Origin of the sequence: Streptomyces sp. NPDC016845 (genome assembly GCF_044332585.1) — a bacterium.
Lineage (GTDB): Bacteria > Actinomycetota > Actinomycetes > Streptomycetales > Streptomycetaceae > Streptomyces.
The window spans coordinates 215,298-232,702 of the sequence record NZ_JBIRPI010000010.1 but is presented as its reverse complement, the minus strand read 5'-3'; the positions used below and the strand labels follow the sequence as shown (position 1 = coordinate 232,702).

Below are 17,405 nucleotides of genomic sequence, written 5' to 3'. Positions count from 1 at the left end.
CGATTCCCGGGTGCGCCGCTGTCGTGGCCGGTCGCGCGGTTCCCCGCGCCCCTGGAGACTTGCGGCTTCGCCGCGCCTCCCCCCTTGGCACGCCCTGAAGATGGCGCACATCGATGACGGGCCCCTTGAGATGGCCGCACGCAGTGCGCATCTCGGGGGCGCGGGGAACTGCGCGACCAGCCACGACGAGAGCCGCGGCCGACGATCGGCAGGACGGGGCAGGCGCTCAGGGCGGGGGCTCGGCCGACGCTCGGGTCAGGCGGGTGCCCAGTTCGCGGACCGCGTCCACCAAATTTTCGGGGCCATGGACCCGGAAGTCCAGGCCGGTCATGGCGAGCCGTACCGCCATCCACTCCACCGGCCCGGAGGCACTCGCCCGGAGACGACACCTCGCGCCCCCGGGCAAAGGCTCGGGCCGCCCGACCGCAGGCGGCACCTTGGCGGCGACCTCCTCGACCGTCGCCGCGAACTCCACGTCCACCTCGTACGCCCCTCCACCCCGCGCCTCCATGGACCGCCGCAGATACTCCGCCGCATCCCCTTCCGGCACCTCCCGCGGAGCGAACCGCGCCCCGGTGGCGAACGGCTCCGACACCCGGTCCACCCGGAACGTCCGCCAGGCGTCGCGATCGATGTCGTACGCGACGAGGTACCAGCGGCGCCCGGTCGAGACGAGCCGCAACGGTTCCACCAAGCGGCGCGTCTCCGTGCCGTCGGCCGCGCGGTAGTGGAAGCGGAGCCGTTCCGTCCCGGCGGCGGCCGACGCGAGCACGGTCAGCGTCTCGGGCGCGATGGTCGCGCCGTCGCCCGAGGTCAGCGGGATGGTGGCGGCCTGGAGGGTGCTGACGCGGTGGCGGAGGCGCGACGGCAGGACCTGTTCCAGCTTGGCCAGCGCCCGTACCGACGCCTCCTCGATCCCGTCGACCGCGTGCCCGGCCCCGGCCCGCAACCCCACCGCTATCGCGACCGCCTCCTCGTCGTCGAGGACGAGCGGCGGCAGCGCCTTGCCCGCGATCAGCCGGTAACCCCCGTCCGCGCCCATGGACGCCTGGACGGGATAGCCGAGATCGCGCAGCCGGTCGATGTCGCGGCGCACGGTGCGCCGCGAGACGCCGAGCCGCCCGGCGAGTTCGCCGCCGGGCCATTCGCGCGGCGTCTGGAGGAGGGACAGAAGTTGGAGCAACCGGGCCGGGGTGTCCGTACTGGTCGTCGTCATGCCCGTAAGAATGCCGCAGATGTAGGACACGATCTGACCTACTGAACCCCTACGTTTCTCTCATGACTTCACCGAGTTCGCCCGCCAACCCCGCAGCCGAGGCAGCCGCTCGCACGCATGACCGCCGACGCTGGTTCGCGCTCGCGATCGTGATGGTCGCCGCGTTCATGGACCTCGTCGACGTCACGATCGTCAACGTCGCCCTGCCCACCATCCAGCACGACGAGGGAGCCTCCACCGGCCAGATCCAGTGGATCACCGCCGGTTACGCGCTCGCCTTCGCGGCGCTGCTCATCACGGGCGGGCGGCTCGGCGACATCTTCGGCCGCAAGCGGCTCTTCCTGCTCGGCATCACCGGGTTCACCGTGGCCTCCGCGCTGTGCGGTTTCGCCGCGAACCCGGAGATGCTCGTCGCCTCCCGCATCCTCCAGGGCTCCATGGCGGCGCTGATGGTCCCGCAGGTTCTCTCGATCGTCCACGCGACGTTCCCGGCGCACGAACGCGGCAAGGTGTTCGGGCTGTTCGGCGCGATCGTCGGCCTGGGCGCCGTCACAGGACCGCTGCTCGGCGCGCTGCTGACCGAATGGAATCTGTTCGGCCTCGAATGGCGGCCGATCTTCCTCATCAACCTGCCCGTCGGCATCGCGGCGCTCATCCTCGGCTCGCGCGTCATCAGCGAGTCGAAGGCCCCGACCGCGCTCAAGCTGGACCTCGTCGGCGTCGTCCTCGTCACCCTCGCCATGCTGGCGCTCGTCTACCCGCTGACCCAGGGCCGCGAGAACGGCTGGCCGGTGTGGGGCTTCGTGATGATGGCCGCGTCCGTCGTGATCGTCGTCGTACTGATCGCGTACGAGAAGGCGAAGGCGCGGCGCGACGGGTCGCCGCTCATCGAGCTGTCCCTCTTCAAGGTCAAGAGCTTCGCGGCGGGCATCGCCGTCCAGACCGTCTTCGGCGTCATGACCGGCGTCTTCTTCCTGACCTGGACGCTCTACATGCAGCTCGGCCTCGGCTGGAGCGCGCTGCGGGCCGGCGTGACCGGTGTGCCGTTCTCGATCGCCGTCTCCGTCGCCGCCGGGATCTCCGTACAGAAGCTGGTGCCGCGCTTCGGCCGCAAGGTGCTGCAGGCGGGCGCGGTGACGATGGCCGCGGGCGTGCTGATCTACGTGTGGGAGTCCGGGCACTACGGCCTCTCCATCGCCTCCTGGCAGATGGCGCTGCCGCTCGTCGTGATGGGGCTCGGCATGGGCCTGATCGTCGCGCCGCTGACGGACGCGGTGCTCTCCGAGGTGCCGCGCGAGCACGCCGGTTCGGCGTCCGGGCTGATCAACACCGTCATGCAGATGGGCAACGCGCTCGGTCTCAGCCTCGTCTCGGTGATCTTCTTCAACGTCGTCGACGACCACATGAAGAAGGGCGCGGGCAACGCCGCCTTCATCGACGGGTTCCACAGCTCGCTGCTGTGGGCGGCGGGCATCCTCGTCGGCATCTTCCTGCTGATGTTCGCGCTGCCGCGCAAGCCGGCGGTGACGGCGGTGGCGGCGGGCGACGACGAGGCCACCGAGGCCACCGACGCCATTGGTGGCACCGATGAGCAAGACGGCGGGCAGGACGGCGAGCAAGACGGCGAGCGGGAGGCCGAGCTGGTCGGCTGACTCTGGTCGGCTGATACAGCCCCACACTGAGTGCCTGTTTGTGTCTGATTGATGCCCGAACCTGTTTACTTTCCGGAGATGCGACCGTACTCTCCCGGTAAAGCAACAGGTTCGGGCACAGTCATAGGTAAGGGCACAGGTAAACGGGCATGTACGCACCGGAGCGCCAGCAGGAGATCCTCCGCCTCGCCCGCGACAGCGGCCGGGTCGACGTGCTGTCACTCGCCGAGCTGTTCCAGGTCACCGCCGAGACCGTCCGCCGCGACCTGAAGGCGCTGGACCGAGCCGGACTCGTACGCCGCGTGCACGGCGGCGCCATCCCGGCCGGGCGGCTCGACTTCGAGCCCGACCTCGCCGAACGCGAGTCCACCGCCGCCGACGAGAAGGACCGCATCGCGCGCGCCGCACTCGCCGAGCTGCCGGCCGAGGGCAGCGTCATCCTGGACGCCGGTTCGACCGTGGCCCGCCTCGCCGCCGCGCTGCCGCTGGAGTCCGAACTCACCGCCGTCACCCACTCGCTGCCCACCGCCGCGCGCCTCGCCGACCACCCCGGCATCCAGCTCCACCTCATCGGCGGCCGGGTCCGCCACCGCACCCGCGCCGCCGTCGACGCATGGGCGCTGCGCGCGTACGGCGAGATCCGCGCGGACGTCGTCTTCCTCGCGGCCAACGGGTTCTCCGCCGCGGCCGGACTGACCACCCCCGACCTCGCCGAAGCCGCCGTGAAGCGCGCCGCCGTCGCCGCGGCGCGCCGGGTCGTACTGCTCGCGGACTCGGGCAAGTCCGGGCAGGAACACTTCGCCCGTTTCGCGGACCTGTCCCAGGTGGACCTGCTGATCACGGACAGAGGCCTGGCCGACGAGGACGCGGCGGAGATCGAGGCGGGCGGCACGGAGGTGCTCCGTACATGAGTTCCGCTGAGCCCCGCCCCCTGCGCCCCACCAGCACCACGAGTACACCCCCGTACGGAAACGGCGACCGCGGCATGATTCTCACCGTCACCCCCAACCCCTCCCTCGACCGCACCTACGAGCTCCCCGGTCTCGACCGCGGCGAAGTCGTACGCGCCTCCGGCGAGCGCGTCGACCCGGGCGGCAAGGGCGTCAACGTCTCCCGCGCCGTCGCCGCCGCCGGTGCCCCCACCCTGGCCGTGCTGCCGCTGGGCGGCGCGCCCGGCGCCCTGGTCGCCGAACTCCTGGCCGAGCAGGGCATCGAGGTCGCCCCGGTGCCTGTCGCGGGCCCGACCCGGTCGAACATCGCGCTCGCCGAACCCGACGGCACGCTCACGAAGATCAACGCGCCGGGCCCCGAACTGTCGGCGGACGAGGCCGAAGCGTTCCTCCGCGTCATCGGCGAACGATCGGCCGGTGCCGCCTGGATCGCCGGCTGCGGCAGCCTTCCGCGCGGCCTCGCGCCGTCCTGGTACGCGGAGTTGGTGGCCCGCGCCCACGAGGCGGGCGCCCGGATCGCGCTCGACACGTCCGGGCCCGCGCTCCTGGCGGCCCTGCGCGAACGTCCCGACGTGGTGAAACCCAACGCCGAGGAGCTCGCCGAGGCCGTCGGGCGCCCGCTCGCCACGGTCGGCGACGCGGTCAAGGCGGCGGAGGAGCTGCGCGACCTCGGCGCGGTCGCCGTCCTCGCCTCGCTCGGCGCGGACGGACAGCTCCTCGTCGACGCGGCGGGCGCCTGGTTCGCGAGCGCCCCGGTCGACGCCGTACGGAGCAACGTGGGCGCGGGCGACTCCTCCCTGGCCGGTTTCCTCATCGCGGGCGGCGAGGGCCCGGCCGCGCTGGCATCGGCGGTCGCGCACGGCGCGGCGGCGGTGCGGCTGCCGGGCAGCGCGATGCCGGCACCGGCGGACCTGGCCCCGGCGGCGGTGACGCTGACGGCGCAGCTTCCGCTCGACCGCCGGCTGACGGAACCGGTGACGTGATGCACGCCCCCCATATGCCCTGCCTCTGCCTTTGCATCTGCCCCTGCCCCTCACCCCTCGTCCCGCACCCAAGGAGCCCGCGATGACGGAGATGATCACCGCGGAACTGGTCGACCTCGACCTGTCCGCGCAGACCAAGACCGAGGCCGCCCGCTCCCTGGCGCAGCGCATGGTGGCCCTGGGCCGCGTCACCGACCTCGACGGTTTCCTCGCCGACGTCGCGGCCCGCGAGGCCCAGATGCCGACCGGCCTCGACGGTGGGATCGGCATCCCGCACTGCCGCAGCGCGCACGTCACCGAGCCCACCCTCGCGTTCGGTCGCGCGGCCCACGGCATCGACTTCGGCGCCCCGGACGGCCCCGCCGACTTGATCTTCCTGATCGCGGCCCCGGCCGGCGCGGACGACGCCCATCTCACGATCCTGTCCGCCCTGGCCCGCCAGCTGATGGACGACGACTTCAAGGCGTCGTTGCGCGCGGCGACGGACGCGGAGCACACGGCGGCCCTGATCCGCGGCGACGCCCCGGCCCCGGAACCGGACGCCCCAGCCCCGGAACCGGACGCCCCGGCCCCGGAACCGGACCCCGTAGAGCCGCAAGGGGCGCCCACGGCAAGCGGGACCTTCAGGATCGTCGCCGTCACCTCCTGCCCCACCGGCATCGCCCACACCTACATGGCGGCCGAGTCCCTGGAGAACACCGCCCGCGCCACCGACGGCGTCGAACTGGCGGTGGAGACCCAGGGCTCGGCGGGCTTCACCCGCCTCGCCCCCGAGGTGATCGCCGCGGCGGACGGCGTGATCTTCGCTCACGACGTCCCGGTCCGCGAGAAGGACCGCTTCGCCGGAAAGCCCACGGTCGACGTCGGCGTGAAGGCGGGCATCAACCGCCCCGCCGAACTCATCACGGAGGTACGGGAGAAGGCGGCCCGCGGCGAAGCAACAGCACCATCGGGCGACGCGACGTCATCCACACCTGTGGACAACTCCGGCGACCCTCGGGACGGTTACGGTACAAAACTCCGTAACTGGTTGATGTCGGGCGTCAGCTATATGGTGCCGTTCGTGGCGGCGGGTGGGTTGCTCATCGCGCTGTCCTTCGCGCTCGGCGGCTACGAGATCGCCAATACGAAGGTGGAGTCTCTGATCGACGCCTTCCAGTGGGGTTCCGCCCACAGCTGGGCGGCGTTGATGTACTGGACCGGGCAGGCCGCGTTCGGTTTCCTGGTTCCAGTGCTGGCCGGGTACATCGCGTACGGCATGGCGGATCGGCCCGGTCTGGTTCCTGGTTTCGTGGCGGGTTCGATCGCGGTCACGATCAACGCCGGTTTCCTCGGTGGTCTGGCCGGTGGCCTGATCGCGGGGGCGGTGGTGCTGGCGATCCAGCGGATCAAGGTGCCCGATGTGCTGCGCGGCGTCATGCCGGTGGTGGTGATCCCGCTCTTCTCCTCCGCGGTGGTCGGTTTCCTGATGTTCGCGGTCGTGGGGCACCCGATCGCATGGGTGCAGACGCGTCTGACGGACTGGCTGGGCTCGCTCTCCGGTTCGAACGCGATCGTGCTGGGCATCGTGCTGGGCGTGATGATGGCCAGCGACCTGGGCGGTCCGCTGAACAAGGTCGCGTACGCCTTCGCCGTCGGGGGCCTTGCCACGCCGAATGACGGCTCCCTCAAGGTCATGGCGGCGGTCATGGCGGCAGGCATGGTTCCGCCGCTGGCCATGGCGCTCGCGACGACCGTTCGCCCGCAGCTGTTCACCAAGACGGAGCGGGAGAACGGCAAGGCCGCCTGGGTGCTCGGTGCGTCCTTCATCAGTGAGGGGGCCATCCCGTTCGCCGCGGCCGATCCGGTGCGGGTGATCGTTCCGTCGATCGTGGGCGGCGGTGTCACCGGTGCGCTGTCGATGACTTTCGACGCCACTTTGCGGGCCCCGCACGGCGGCATCTTCGTGGTCCCGCTGATCGGTCACGCGTGGTTGTACCTGGTGGCGATCGCCGTGGGTACGTGCGTCACGGCGGCGCTGACCGTTCTCCTGAAATCCTTGCGCGGAGGTGCCGCGGACGGCTCGCGGGCGGACGAGGGGACGAAGTCCGCGGCCTCCGTCACGCAGGCAGCTTCGCCCCGTTCCGCCGTCGCCCGCCGGACCGCGCCGGAGCAGGACGCGCGGTCGGTACAGCCCACGGCGGCGTCGAGGTAGGTGCCATCGGGTCCACGCTCGGCGTCGGAGTCGTCGTCGGGCTCGTCGTCGGACTCGTCGTCGGGCTGCCGGACATGGACGCCCAGCGTCAGCGCGGGAGGTGCGAGGGCCGAGGGAGTTAGAGGGGGTGACTTCGGTGTGAACTGTCCGGTGTTGCGATAAACATCACGGTCCGGGACCAAAGGCCCGGAGCGTGGTGTTCACTGGGGGCATGCCTGAGCACGTGTCGATCCTTCAGCAGATAGGCCTGGCGATTCTCGCGGTCGCCACGGTGGCATGGGTGGTCGGACTGGTCCGACTGGTGCGCGTCGTGGCTCTCGCGCCGCCCGAGGCGCCACGGCTGCCGCAGGGTGTGCTGCCGAAGCAGGGGCGGGCCCCGGCGGTGGAGTCGGCTCCGCTGACGCCCGACGAGCAGGACGCGTTCGCCGGGCTGGTACGGCAGTTCGGCCGGAGCTGAGCCGACGCGCGAAGGCTAGGCGCTCGTACGGCGCGTCGTCGCCGCCCGGTGCTCGATCGCCGTGCGGGCCGCTTCCTGGGTCGCGTAGACCTCGCACATGTGCCGGCCGTCCGGCGTCGCCGTGTGCTCGACCTCCCACAGACTGACCTCGGCCCCGTCCCGCAGCAGGAACGCGTGCTCGTACAGCGCGAACCCCTGGTTGACGCGGCGGCCGAACGCCTGCGTGATCTGGTGCGCGCACGCCTCCCGCAGCAGTCTTGCCGTGCCGGGCCCCGGGCGGGTCGACGGGTCCGGGTTCTCCGCGCGGCGCAGCAGCCGGCGCGCGTGGTCGACGGAGCTGTCCGGATCGGCGGGTCCGAAACGGTGCCGCTCCGGCGGGACCGCGGGCAGTTGGACGGGCGCGATGGGCACCTGGAGATCGAAGTCCGGAGTGGCTTCCGGCGGGAGCGGCAGGCGGCCCGTGGCGAGATGCAGCTCGTCCTCGGTGACGTAGACCTCGTGCTGCCCCGTGCCGTCCCGGCCGGTGTTGTGGACCAGCTCCCACAGAGTGAGCGCGCTGCCGTCGGCGAGCAGCCAGGTGTGCCGGTACGTCTCACGGTGGAGGCCGCCGCTGTGGTGGGCCGAGTGCAGGGAACCGGCGTACGCGAGCGCGCTGTCGAGAAGGCGCAGGGTCTCGTCAGGCAGTTCGAAGGAGTTGAGGGCGCGGCCGAGGAGCTGCGCCAAGTGCTCGTCGGGCGTGGGCGACGAGGGGGCTGTGGCCGACGAGACGGCGTCGTGTTCGTAGTCGTGCGGAACGCTCAAGGCACCTCCCGGCATTGCTGCATGTCACCTTGTGGGTGCATACCGTAGCCCCTGCTTCGGACATCATGTCCGGGAAATCGCAAACGGGGAACGGCATTTGGGAAACCTGTCCTGACAACGCGTCGGCCGCGCGGGAGGTTCCCGCGCGGCCCGTCACGCCGTGTCCCGCCGTACTGTCCTGGTGAGGGGGCGATTACCCCCGGTCAGGTCAGGCGCCGGTGCCCGCCGTCCACTCGCTCCAGCTGAGGTTCCAGCCGTTGAGGCCGTTGTCGGGGGAGATCGTCTTGTCGGGGGAGTTCTTGACGATCACGACGTCGCCGACGAGCGACTGGTCGAAGAACCACTTCGCGGTCGTGTCGCCGCCCGCGCCCTGCACGTCGCGCATGCCGACACAGCCGTGGCTGGTGCCCTGTGCGCCGAAGATGCCGGGCGAGCTCCAGTAGTTGCCGTGGATGAACGTGCCGGACTGCGACAGGCGCATCGCGTGCGGCACGTCCGGGATGTCGTACTCGCCGCCGAAGCCGACCGTCGAGCCGTTCATCCGCGTCTGGACGAACTTCTCGGAGATCACCATCTGGCCGTTGTAGGTCGGGTGATCGGCGCTGCCCGTGGAGACCGGCACCGTCTTGAGGCTCTGGCCGTCGCGCACGACCGTCATCCGCTGCGTCTTCGCGTCGACGGTGGCGACCTGCTTGCGGCCGACGGTGAAGGTGACCGTCTTGTTCTGCACGCCGTGGATGCCCTTGGCGCCCTCGATCCCGTCGAGCGCGATCTTCATCGTGACCTTGGAGCCGGCCTTCCAGTAGTCCTCCGGCCGGAAGTCCAGACGCTGCGAGTTGAACCAGTGGCCGACGACCTGCTGGCCGCTGCTGGACGTGACCTTGATGTGCGACTGCACGGCCTTCTGGTCGGTGATCGCCTTGTCGAACGTGAACGACACCGGCATGCCCACGCCGACCGTCGTGCCGTTGTCCGGGGTGTACGTGCCGATGAAGCTGTTCGCGTCGGAGACCGTGGTGAAGATCGAGTTGGCGGCGGCCGTGTGGCCCTCGCCGTCCTTCGCGGTCGCGGAGAGGCGGTACTTGGTGCCGCGCTCCAGCTGCTCCTTCGGCTTCCAGACGGTGCCGCCCGCGGCTATCGCGCCCGCGACCTGCTTGCCGGAGGCGGACTCGACCATCTTGACGTCGGCGAGCTTGCCGTCGCTGACCTTGACCCCGGTCGAGTTGATGGACGCGCCGGTCGAGCCGTCCTTCGCCGAGATCGTGATCTGCGGGGCGTTCCCCGCGCTGTCCTTGCCGTTCTTGTCGTCGTCGGCATTGGCGCTGCCGCCGCAGGCCGTGAGGGTGAGGGCGCCGATGACGAGAGTGGCGCACGCGACGGCCATGTTCTGCCTTCTCACGGTCTGCTCCTTCTGTTCCTTCTTGGGTGATGCGGTCGGTTGATCCGGTACGTGGAGAGAGCCCGGGACGGCCGGAGAGGTTCCTTCCGCTTGCTGTGAAGGGGGGCACAGGGACAGTTCTGTTACGCCGGTGAAGGCGCTGTTACGTACGGCCTCGGCCACAGGGGCACGGGCCCTGGCTACCGGCCCATGGGCTTCGGCTACCGGGGCGACGGCTCTCCAGTGCCGTACAGGTCGCCGTACGACAGGTGTGTGCCGCCAGGGCCGTTCACCGACTCCGCCGCGCGTACGGCCCGCACGATCGCCCGCGTCACCAGGTCGGCGCCGGCCGCGAGTATCTCGTTCAACGCGAGCGAGTTCGCCGCGTCCAGCGGGCGGGCCCCGGTGGCGACGGCGAACACCGTGTCGCCGTCGTTCAGCAGATGCACCGGACGTACGGCCCGCGCGATGCCGTCGTGCGCCGTGCCCGCCACCTTCCGCGCCTGCGCCCGGCTCAGCTCGGCGTCGGTGGCGACTATGGCGAGCGTGGTGTTGAGCGGGGGCGCGGGGTCCTTGGCGGCTGCTGCGGAGAGGCGGTTCGTCGCCGCCTCGTGGAGGTCGGGGGAGGGGTACGTCACCGGGCCCTGTGCCGTGAAGAACTCCCCGTACAGCGCGCCGGTCGCCGGGTCGAGCGCCGAGCCCGCCGCGTTGGCCACCACCAGCGCGCTCACCGTGATCCCCGTGCCGAGCACCGTGGACGCGGTGCCTGTGCCGCCGCGCAACCGGCCCACGAGCGCGCCGGTGCCCGCACCCACATTGCCCTCCTCCACCGGAGAGTTCGGCTCCGTCGCGGCGGCGGCCTCCACTGCCGCGCGGCCGGTGGCGGCGTCGGGCCGGGCCCGCCAGTCGCCGCCGCGGCCCAGGTCGAAGACGCAGGCGGCGGGCACCACAGGAACGACCCGGCCGGGCCCGGCGACCGGGACACCGCGGCCCGCCTCCTCCAGCCAGGCCATCACGCCGGACGCGGCGTCGAGCCCGTACGCGCTGCCGCCGGTCAGCACGATCGCCTCGATGCGCTGGACGAGGTTGCGCGGGTCGAGCGCGTCGGTCTCCCGGGTGCCGGGGCCGCCGCCGCGCACGTCGACGGCGGTGACCGCGCCGCCCTCGGGAGCGAGCACGACGGTGGTACCGGTCAGGAAGCCGTCACCGGTCAGCGTCGCGTGACCGACCCGCAGCCCGGTCACGTCGGTGAGCGCGTCGTTCAAGGGCCGGGACGCCCTTACCGGTCCGGTCGTAGTCGCGTTCGCAGGCATAGTCGCAGGCGTGGTCGCGGCCGTCGGGGTTTTCGGTATGTGTGTTCGATCCGTCGCCATTCGCCATGCGTACCACGGCAGTTGTGCGTGGCTCAGGCGTGCTCGGCACCCGCCTGCCGTGCTCCGCGCGCCGACAACATCACGCCCGTCGCGACCGTGAGCCCCGCCACGAGACCCGCCCCGAACACCGCCCAGTCCCCGGCGAACGTGCAGGCCAACACCAGCAACGCACCCACCGGCAGCGTCAGTTGCTGCGCCGTGCCCACCTTGAAGTACCGCGCGTGCAGCGCCCACACCATCAGCAGGAACAACGCCGACGGGATCGTCACGGCCGCCGACGCCGCGGTCGTCGAGATGTGCGCCTCGCCGACCGCCTGCTCCACGGCCACCTCGAGACCCGCGCCGATCGCCGCCGCCGACGCGAAGACGAAGTAGTGGCCGTAGCCCCACAGGAACGCCTGCCCGCGCGTCCGCAGCCGCTCGTGGATCGGCGCCGCGAAGTAGATCCACCAGGCCGAGAAGACGATGAGGACACCGCCGGCCGCGATCGGCAGCAGCTCGCCGAGCGCGTCGTTCTCCTGCACGCCCGACTTCACCGCGACGGTCGCCGCCGCGATCGTCTCGCCGAGCACGATGATCGTGAACAGGCCGTAGCGCTCGGAGATGTGGTGCGGGTGCCAGGAGGTCTGCCGGTGCTTCTCCGCGAACACCGGGACGCACATCTCCAGGATCGCCATCGCCAGGAACACCCAGTTCCGCGCCCCGGACGGGGTGAACATCAGCCCGAGCCAGCCGACCTGGCAGAGCAGGATGCCGCCCGCGTACCGCAGCGCGACCGTGCGCTCGGCCCCGTTCGTCGCCTTCGCCGCGCGCAGCCAGTGCGCCGCCATCGCGAGCCGGATGATCAGGTAGCCGAGCCAGACCACCGTGAAGTCGTCCTCGAAGGCGCGCGAGACCCCCGCGGCGAGCACCAGGACGCCCGCGATCTGGACGAGCGTCACGACCCGGTAGATCACGTCGTCGTTGTCGTACGCCGAGGCGAACCAGGTGAAGTTCATCCAAGCCCACCAGATCGCGAAGAAGACCCGCGCGTAGTCGATCACGCCCGTGCCCGTGTGGCCCTCGGCGACCGCGTGCACCAGCTCCACACCGCCCTGCGCCACCGCGACGACGAAGCAGAGATCGAAGAACAGCTCGAGCGACGAGGCGACGCGGTGCTTCTCGTCCCGGCCCCTCGCCCGCAAGCGGCGCACGGGGGAGCCGTGCGGTTGCGGCTGCGGCTGCGGTGAGGTGTGCGGGGCGGGTGCCTGGCCACCGGATGCGTCCGGGGTGCGGGGCGAGGGAGGAGGGGAGGAGGACGTGGGCTTCATGCGGACAGGACACCAGATGTGGAGGCGGGGTGAGGGCACCGGCACCTGGGTCATTGGACACCGGAGCGGGAGCGGGAGCGGGAGCGGGAGCGGGACCCGGAGCGGGAGCCAGGCCTGGAGCCGGAGCCGGACCTGGACTTCGACTTGGACCTGGAGCGGGACCTAGACCCGGACTTGGACCCGGAGCGGGAGCGGGAGCCGGAACTGGAGCCGGACCTGGATCCTGAGCGGGGCCTGGACCCTGAGCCGGAGGGAGAGCCGGGCCTGGGCCCTGAGCCGGAGGGAGAGCCGGGCCTGGACCCTGAGCCGGAGCGGGAGCCGGGCCTGGAGCTGGAGTCGGGCCTTGGCTCGGACCTGGTCCCTTGCCCTGGCCTTGGCTCGGACCCGGTCCCTGGCCCTGGCCGTGGCCTTGGCTCGGACCCGGTCCCTGGCTCGGACCCCGTCCCTGGCTCGGACCCGGGCCTGGGCCCGGACCCAGGCCCAGGCCCAGACGCCCAAGGGTCCGGTTGTCCGCGGTCCCGACGTACCCTGGATGCATGAGTACCGCCGCCGCCCCCGAGCCGCGTGACCCCAAGGCCGCGTTGATCTTCGACGACCCGCTGACGGCCCAGTCCGCCGACGACACGGACCGTGGCTGGGGCGAGCGGCCTTCGGCCGGGGACAACAGCGCCGCGGACCTGGCCCGCTTCCTCGACGAGAAGCCACCGCACCACATCTGAACCCCGGTGAGGACGCGACGCGCCCCGTACCGGACAACGGTCAGGACGCGACGCGCTCCGTACCGGGCAACGGCTAGGGCTCGGCGCGCCCCGGGCCGCCCCGCTGGGCCACCAGCGCGTCGCGGATCTCCTTCAGGACCTCCAGCTCCGACACCTCCACGGTCTCCGCCGCGCCCTCCCGCGCCGCCTTGCGCTCGGCCTGCCGCGCCAGGTACTTCGCCATCGGCAGAACCATCAGGAAGTAGACGACCGCGGCCGTGATGACGAAGCCGAGCGCCGCGCTCAGGACCGAGCCCCACAGGATCTCGATGCCCTCGTCCCCGCCGCACGGGCCCTTCAGACAGGACTTGTAGACCTCGAGGTCCTTGGTGCCGAAGGCGCCGACGATCGGGTTGATGACCCCCTTCACCACCGCGTTCACGATGTTCGTGAACGCGGCTCCGATGACGACCGCAACCGCCAGATCGATCACATTGCCGCGCATCAGGAAGGCCTTGAAGCCCTCCCACAGACTCGGCTCGTTCTTCTTGCTCACCAGGAGGCCTCTCTACACGTGCGCCGGTTGCGGAGCAGACGGCTTCGCAACTTACGACAGCACGGGTCAGACCTGTCCAATTCGGTAACTCGATCGGGGGACTTGACGCCCCGCACGCCGTCGAAGTGCCGGTCACCACACCGTCACCGCCAGCCGAGAAGTGGCGCCGGCGCCCGCGAGCCGCACAGCAGTGGCTCGGCCCACCGACAGCACCACCAACGCCCCGCTCGCCGTAGCCCCGCCTGCCGTCGCCCCGCTCGCGTCCGGTTCACCGGGCCCCGCTTCCGCCTCCGGCACGGACGCCACCCGCGCCCTCGACGCCAGGACCCGTACCCCCGGACCGCCGTCCGCCCGCGCCGCCACCACGTCCACCCGGTCCCCGGCCCGCAGCAGCCGCACCGCCCCGGCGTCGGCGATCCGCACCGGCGCCGACACCGACACGGCGGGCCCTCGCGCCCGCTCGCCCGGTGGCGCCTGCGCCCGCTCATGGCCGCGCCCCGCGCCGGACGACGGCACCGCGACCACCAGCGCCGCCGCCGTGAGCGCGACTCCGGCGACCAGGGCGGGCCCGCGGCGGCGCCCCGGGCGTCCGTGCCGCCACCGCGGGCCCCGTACGCGTACGGGAGGGAAGGGCGGCACCTCGGAGGTCGGGGGAGTGCTGAGCTGGGCCGGGGGAGTCGTCACGGACATGGCTGTCACCGCCTACGGGTCGGGTCGGAGGACGAGCCCTTCGCCCGTCACGCCGACCACGATCCGCCTCCCGGCCGAATCCCGCTGAACCCCGTGGACTACCGCCCGGTTGTGGACAACTCCCTCACTCGAACGCGCAGTTCCAGGCCCGCGACCCCGTCACGGCAACCGGATCCCCGGGTCCATCCCTCCGAGCGCGTCCGCACACAGGCAGTCCCGCTCCCCGCCGACCGGCAACCCCGCGACCACGTCGAACAGCACCGTCCGCAGCCGTCCCAGATTCGCCGCGAAGACCTCGAGCACCTCGTCGTGCGAGACGCCCTCGCCGCTCTCCGCGCCCGCGTCGAGGTCCGTGACGAGGGTCAGCGACGTGTAGCAGAGCTCCAGCTCACGCGCGAGCATCGCCTCGGGATGTCCGGTCATGCCCACCACGGACCAGCCCATCGCGGCGTGGAACCGGGACTCGGCGCGGGTCGAGAAGCGCGGGCCCTCGACCACGACGAGGGTGCCGCCGTCCACCGGTTCCCAGCCCTTGCCGCGCGCGGCCTTCACCGCGACCTTGCGGCCCGTGGGGCAGTAGGGGTCGGCCGGAGAGACGTGCACGACGTTCGGCACGGTGCCGTCCGGCAGCGGGTGCCCGTCGAAGTAGGTCTGCGCCCGCGCCTTCGTACGGTCCACGAACTGGTCGGGGACGAGCAGCGTGCCCGGCCCGTACTCCGCCCGGAGCCCGCCGACCGCGCACGGCCCGAGGACCTGCCGTACGCCCACGGAGCGCAGCGCCCACAGGTTGGCGCGGTAGTTGATGCGGTGCGGCGGCAGATGGTGGCCGCGCCCGTGCCGGGGCAGGAAGGCGACCCGGCGCCCGGCGACCTCGCCGAGGAAGAGGGAGTCGCTCGGCGGCCCGTAGGGCGTGTCGACCTGCACCTCGGTGACGTCGTCGAGGAACGAGTAGAAGCCGGAGCCGCCGATCACGCCGATCTCGGCGGCGTCGGCATGCGTGTTCGTAATGGTCGCCATGGTCAGCACAGTAACCGCCACAGTCAGCACGGTAACCGCGGTGGTCAGCACAGTAACCGCCACAGCCAGCACGGTAACCGCCGTGGTCAGCACAGTGACCGAGGCCAAAGACGCCGAAGACCCCGCCGCAGGTGTACGGCAGGGTCTGGCAGGACGCTCGTGAAAGGTCGCGCCTAGGCGGCGGACGACGAACTGGAGGAGCTGGAGGAACCCGCGGAAGCGGTCGACGAACCCGACGACGAACCGGACGACGACTTCGAGTCCGAGGAGGACGAGGAAGACGACGACGAGGAGTCGGAGGACGACTTCGAGGACGAGTCGGAGCCCGACTTCGAGGACGCCGCCGCCGGGCTGCTGCTCGACGACGAACCGCGGCTGTCATTGCGGTAGAAGCCCGAGCCCTTGAAGACGATGCCGACGGCCGAGAAAACCTTCTTCAGGCGGCCACCGCAGTTGGGGCACTCGGTGAGGGCGTCGTCGGTGAACTTCTGCACCGCCTCGAGGCCTTCGCCGCACTCGGTGCACTGGTACTGGTAAGTCGGCACTGTGTCTTCCTCCTGGCACTCTCACTCATTGAGTGCTAACGACGGTCCATAGTGACCTATTCCGCGAGATCAGTCCACTGCCACCGGCTGTCGGTGACCCACGCCACGTGCGACGGTGCGCCCGGAGGGCGGCGGTACGAGTCGTGAGCGCAGCAGGAACATGACCGCGAGGGCGAGCACCGTGCCGCCCATCGGCACCAGGAACCCCGCCCCGTCCCAGTAGCGGTCCTCGAGCTGTCCCGCCACGGTGACGGCGGCGGCCTGGCCGAGGGCGACCGCGCCGGTCAGCCAGGTGAAGGCCTCCGTGCGGGAGCTCGCCGGGACGATCGACTCGACGAGCGTGTAGCCGGTGATCAGGGAGGGCGCGATGCAGACGCCGACCAGCAGGCCGAGCCCGGCGAGCAGCAGTACTGACTGTGCCGCCCACAGGCCGGACGCGGTGAGCGCGAGGGCGGTGTAGCCGACGAGCAGGCGGCGCTGCGGTGCGACTTTCCAGGCGATGGCGCCGCAGACGAGGCCGGAGAGCATGTTGCCGGCGGCGAAGGTGCCGTAGAGGACGCCGTTGAGGCCGGGCTCGCCGATCGCCTCGGTGTAGGCGGCGAGCGAGACCTGCATGCCGCCGAAGACGGAGCCGATGCCGAGGAACGTCACGATGAGTACCCGTACGCCGGGGACGCGCAGCGCGGAGACGTGCTCCACGCGCGCGTGGCCGTCCGCGGGGCCGCCCGTACGACCGGCCGCCGTGGGCGTCGGCTGCGTGCTCTTCTGCGCGGCGAACAGCAGACCGCCGACCAGGGTGAGCGCGGCTTCGGTGATCAGACCCGCGGCGGGGTTGATGCCGGTGCACAGCGCGGTCGCGAAGAGCGGGCCGAGGACGAAGGTGAACTCGTCCGTGACCGATTCGAAGGCGGCCGCGGTCTGCATCAGCGGCGAACCCTGGAGCTTGACGCCCCAGCGGGCGCGCACCATGGGCCCGATCTGGGGCGTGGAGGCGCCCGTGGGCACGGCCGCGAGGAACAGCGCCCAGGTGGGCGCCCCGGACAGGGCGAGCACGGTCAGAGTGATTCCGGCGGCGCAGTGCACGAGGACACCGGGCAGCAGGACGGCCCGCTGGCCGAAGCGGTCGGCGAGTTTGCCGCTGTAGGGCGCGAACAGCGCCATGGCGACACCGGTCGTCGCCGAGACCGCGCCCGCGGTGCCGTACGAACCGGAGGTGTGCTGGACGAGCAGCACGATGGAGATGGTCAGCATCGCGAACGGCTGGCGCGCCGCGAAGCCGGGGAGCAGGAACGTCCACGCCCCGCGGGTGCGCAGCAGCCGTCCGTAGCCCGGCCGGATGTCGGTGGTGGGAACCGTGTCCTTCTGTGGCACGGCCCTCGCCTTTCTGCCGCCTGGTAGCCCGGTGGTCTCCTGGTCGAGGAGTACCGGGCCGAGAGCCGTCCTCACATGCGCCGGGAACCGAGTGATACCTGCGGTCCGCGCCAGGAGAGGCCCTGGGCCGAGCGGTGCACACGCGCGTGGGCGAGGTGCCGCAAGGGGACCGCGGCCGCTTTGCGGTCGCGCCGGCTCTACATCAGGCAGAGTC

Annotated in this window: 16 protein-coding genes; 6 read left to right on the top strand and 10 right to left on the bottom strand. The window is 71.5% G+C overall.

Translation table 11 applies throughout. The annotated features are described in order from the left end of the window. Positions 1-226: 226 nt before the first annotated feature. Positions 227-1,216 carry a helix-turn-helix transcriptional regulator gene (locus ACH4RC_RS24710; RefSeq protein ID WP_398204624.1) on the bottom strand — a complete coding sequence of 330 codons (990 nt, stop codon included), beginning with the start codon at positions 1,214-1,216 and terminating at the stop codon, positions 227-229. 62 nt (positions 1,217-1,278) lie between these two features. Here ACH4RC_RS24710 and ACH4RC_RS24705 point away from each other — a divergent pair, with 62 nt between their 5' ends. The 5 genes from ACH4RC_RS24705 to ACH4RC_RS24685 all read left to right on the top strand — a co-directional run bounded on the left by ACH4RC_RS24705 (position 1,279) and on the right by ACH4RC_RS24685 (position 7,452). Then, positions 1,279-2,868: an MFS transporter gene (locus tag ACH4RC_RS24705; protein WP_398204622.1), complete on the top strand. Its 1,590-nt coding sequence runs from the start codon at positions 1,279-1,281 to the stop codon at positions 2,866-2,868. Positions 2,869-3,017: 149 nt separating this feature from the next. Then, complete coding sequence (locus ACH4RC_RS24700) at positions 3,018-3,779, top strand: DeoR/GlpR family DNA-binding transcription regulator (RefSeq protein ID WP_398204619.1); 762 nt, start codon at positions 3,018-3,020, stop codon at positions 3,777-3,779. A gap of 74 nt (positions 3,780-3,853) precedes the next feature. Next, on the top strand, positions 3,854-4,801 hold the full coding sequence (pfkB, locus tag ACH4RC_RS24695; RefSeq protein WP_398204694.1) for a 1-phosphofructokinase: 948 nt from the start codon (positions 3,854-3,856) through the stop codon (positions 4,799-4,801). Positions 4,802-4,883: 82 nt separating this feature from the next. Continuing rightward, entirely contained in the window at positions 4,884-6,995 is a 2,112-nt protein-coding gene (locus ACH4RC_RS24690) for a fructose-specific PTS transporter subunit EIIC (protein ID WP_398204616.1), read from the top strand. Between the two features lie 211 nt (positions 6,996-7,206). Continuing rightward, a complete protein-coding gene (locus ACH4RC_RS24685) occupies positions 7,207-7,452 on the top strand; it encodes a hypothetical protein (protein WP_398204613.1) in 246 nt (81 codons plus the stop codon). A gap of 15 nt (positions 7,453-7,467) precedes the next feature. Here the strand turns inward: ACH4RC_RS24685 and ACH4RC_RS24680 are convergent, their stop codons facing one another. The 4 genes from ACH4RC_RS24680 to ACH4RC_RS24665 all read right to left on the bottom strand — a co-directional run bounded on the left by ACH4RC_RS24680 (position 7,468) and on the right by ACH4RC_RS24665 (position 12,314). Continuing rightward, positions 7,468-8,253 carry a DUF6227 family protein gene (locus tag ACH4RC_RS24680; protein WP_398204611.1) on the bottom strand — a complete coding sequence of 262 codons (786 nt, stop codon included), beginning with the start codon at positions 8,251-8,253 and terminating at the stop codon, positions 7,468-7,470. A 208-nt stretch (positions 8,254-8,461) separates the two neighbouring features. Continuing rightward, positions 8,462-9,637, bottom strand: a complete 1,176-nt coding sequence (locus ACH4RC_RS24675) for an Ig-like domain-containing protein (RefSeq protein WP_398204691.1) — start codon at positions 9,635-9,637, stop codon at positions 8,462-8,464. Between the two features lie 215 nt (positions 9,638-9,852). Beyond that, positions 9,853-10,944, bottom strand: a complete 1,092-nt coding sequence (locus ACH4RC_RS24670; protein WP_398204608.1) for a P1 family peptidase — start codon at positions 10,942-10,944, stop codon at positions 9,853-9,855. A gap of 92 nt (positions 10,945-11,036) precedes the next feature. Next, positions 11,037-12,314, bottom strand: coding sequence for a low temperature requirement protein A (locus ACH4RC_RS24665; RefSeq protein ID WP_398204605.1), 1,278 nt, complete (start codon positions 12,312-12,314; stop codon positions 11,037-11,039). A 536-nt stretch (positions 12,315-12,850) separates the two neighbouring features. On the opposite strand from ACH4RC_RS24665, the gene ACH4RC_RS24660 reads away from it, so the two are divergent. Further along, positions 12,851-13,033, top strand: coding sequence for a hypothetical protein (locus tag ACH4RC_RS24660; protein WP_398204603.1), 183 nt, complete (start codon positions 12,851-12,853; stop codon positions 13,031-13,033). A 73-nt stretch (positions 13,034-13,106) separates the two neighbouring features. Here ACH4RC_RS24660 and mscL read toward each other — a convergent pair whose 3' ends face one another. From mscL to ACH4RC_RS24635, 5 genes are all read right to left on the bottom strand, one after another. Beyond that, complete coding sequence (mscL, locus tag ACH4RC_RS24655; RefSeq protein WP_398204600.1) at positions 13,107-13,568, bottom strand: large conductance mechanosensitive channel protein MscL; 462 nt, start codon at positions 13,566-13,568, stop codon at positions 13,107-13,109. Between the two features lie 132 nt (positions 13,569-13,700). Beyond that, the gene (locus tag ACH4RC_RS24650; protein WP_398204598.1) at positions 13,701-14,258 is read right to left on the bottom strand and encodes a hypothetical protein; all 558 of its coding nucleotides are present in this window, start codon (positions 14,256-14,258) and stop codon (positions 13,701-13,703) included. Positions 14,259-14,417: 159 nt separating this feature from the next. Then, entirely contained in the window at positions 14,418-15,275 is an 858-nt protein-coding gene (locus ACH4RC_RS24645; RefSeq protein WP_398204596.1) for an S-methyl-5'-thioadenosine phosphorylase, read from the bottom strand. A 173-nt stretch (positions 15,276-15,448) separates the two neighbouring features. Next, positions 15,449-15,820 (bottom strand): FmdB family zinc ribbon protein, encoded by a 372-nt coding sequence (locus ACH4RC_RS24640; RefSeq protein ID WP_398204593.1) that lies wholly within the window; start codon positions 15,818-15,820, stop codon positions 15,449-15,451. Between the two features lie 69 nt (positions 15,821-15,889). After that, entirely contained in the window at positions 15,890-17,191 is a 1,302-nt protein-coding gene (locus ACH4RC_RS24635) for an MFS transporter (RefSeq protein WP_398204591.1), read from the bottom strand. Positions 17,192-17,405: the final 214 nt, after the last annotated feature.

Coding starts and splice junctions, on each gene's coding strand:
- ACH4RC_RS24710 (WP_398204624.1), bottom strand. CDS start 1,216: ATGACGACGACCAGTACGGACACCCCGGCCCGGTTGCTCCAACTTCTG.
- ACH4RC_RS24705 (WP_398204622.1), top strand. CDS start 1,279: ATGACTTCACCGAGTTCGCCCGCCAACCCCGCAGCCGAGGCAGCCGCT.
- ACH4RC_RS24700 (WP_398204619.1), top strand. CDS start 3,018: ATGTACGCACCGGAGCGCCAGCAGGAGATCCTCCGCCTCGCCCGCGAC.
- pfkB (WP_398204694.1), top strand. CDS start 3,854: ATGATTCTCACCGTCACCCCCAACCCCTCCCTCGACCGCACCTACGAG.
- ACH4RC_RS24690 (WP_398204616.1), top strand. CDS start 4,884: ATGACGGAGATGATCACCGCGGAACTGGTCGACCTCGACCTGTCCGCG.
- ACH4RC_RS24685 (WP_398204613.1), top strand. CDS start 7,207: ATGCCTGAGCACGTGTCGATCCTTCAGCAGATAGGCCTGGCGATTCTC.
- ACH4RC_RS24675 (WP_398204691.1), bottom strand. CDS start 9,637: ATGGCCGTCGCGTGCGCCACTCTCGTCATCGGCGCCCTCACCCTCACG.
- ACH4RC_RS24670 (WP_398204608.1), bottom strand. CDS start 10,944: ATGCCTGCGAACGCGACTACGACCGGACCGGTAAGGGCGTCCCGGCCC.
- ACH4RC_RS24665 (WP_398204605.1), bottom strand. CDS start 12,314: ATGAAGCCCACGTCCTCCTCCCCTCCTCCCTCGCCCCGCACCCCGGAC.
- ACH4RC_RS24660 (WP_398204603.1), top strand. CDS start 12,851: ATGAGTACCGCCGCCGCCCCCGAGCCGCGTGACCCCAAGGCCGCGTTG.
- ACH4RC_RS24650 (WP_398204598.1), bottom strand. CDS start 14,258: ATGTCCGTGACGACTCCCCCGGCCCAGCTCAGCACTCCCCCGACCTCC.
- ACH4RC_RS24645 (WP_398204596.1), bottom strand. CDS start 15,275: ATGGCGACCATTACGAACACGCATGCCGACGCCGCCGAGATCGGCGTG.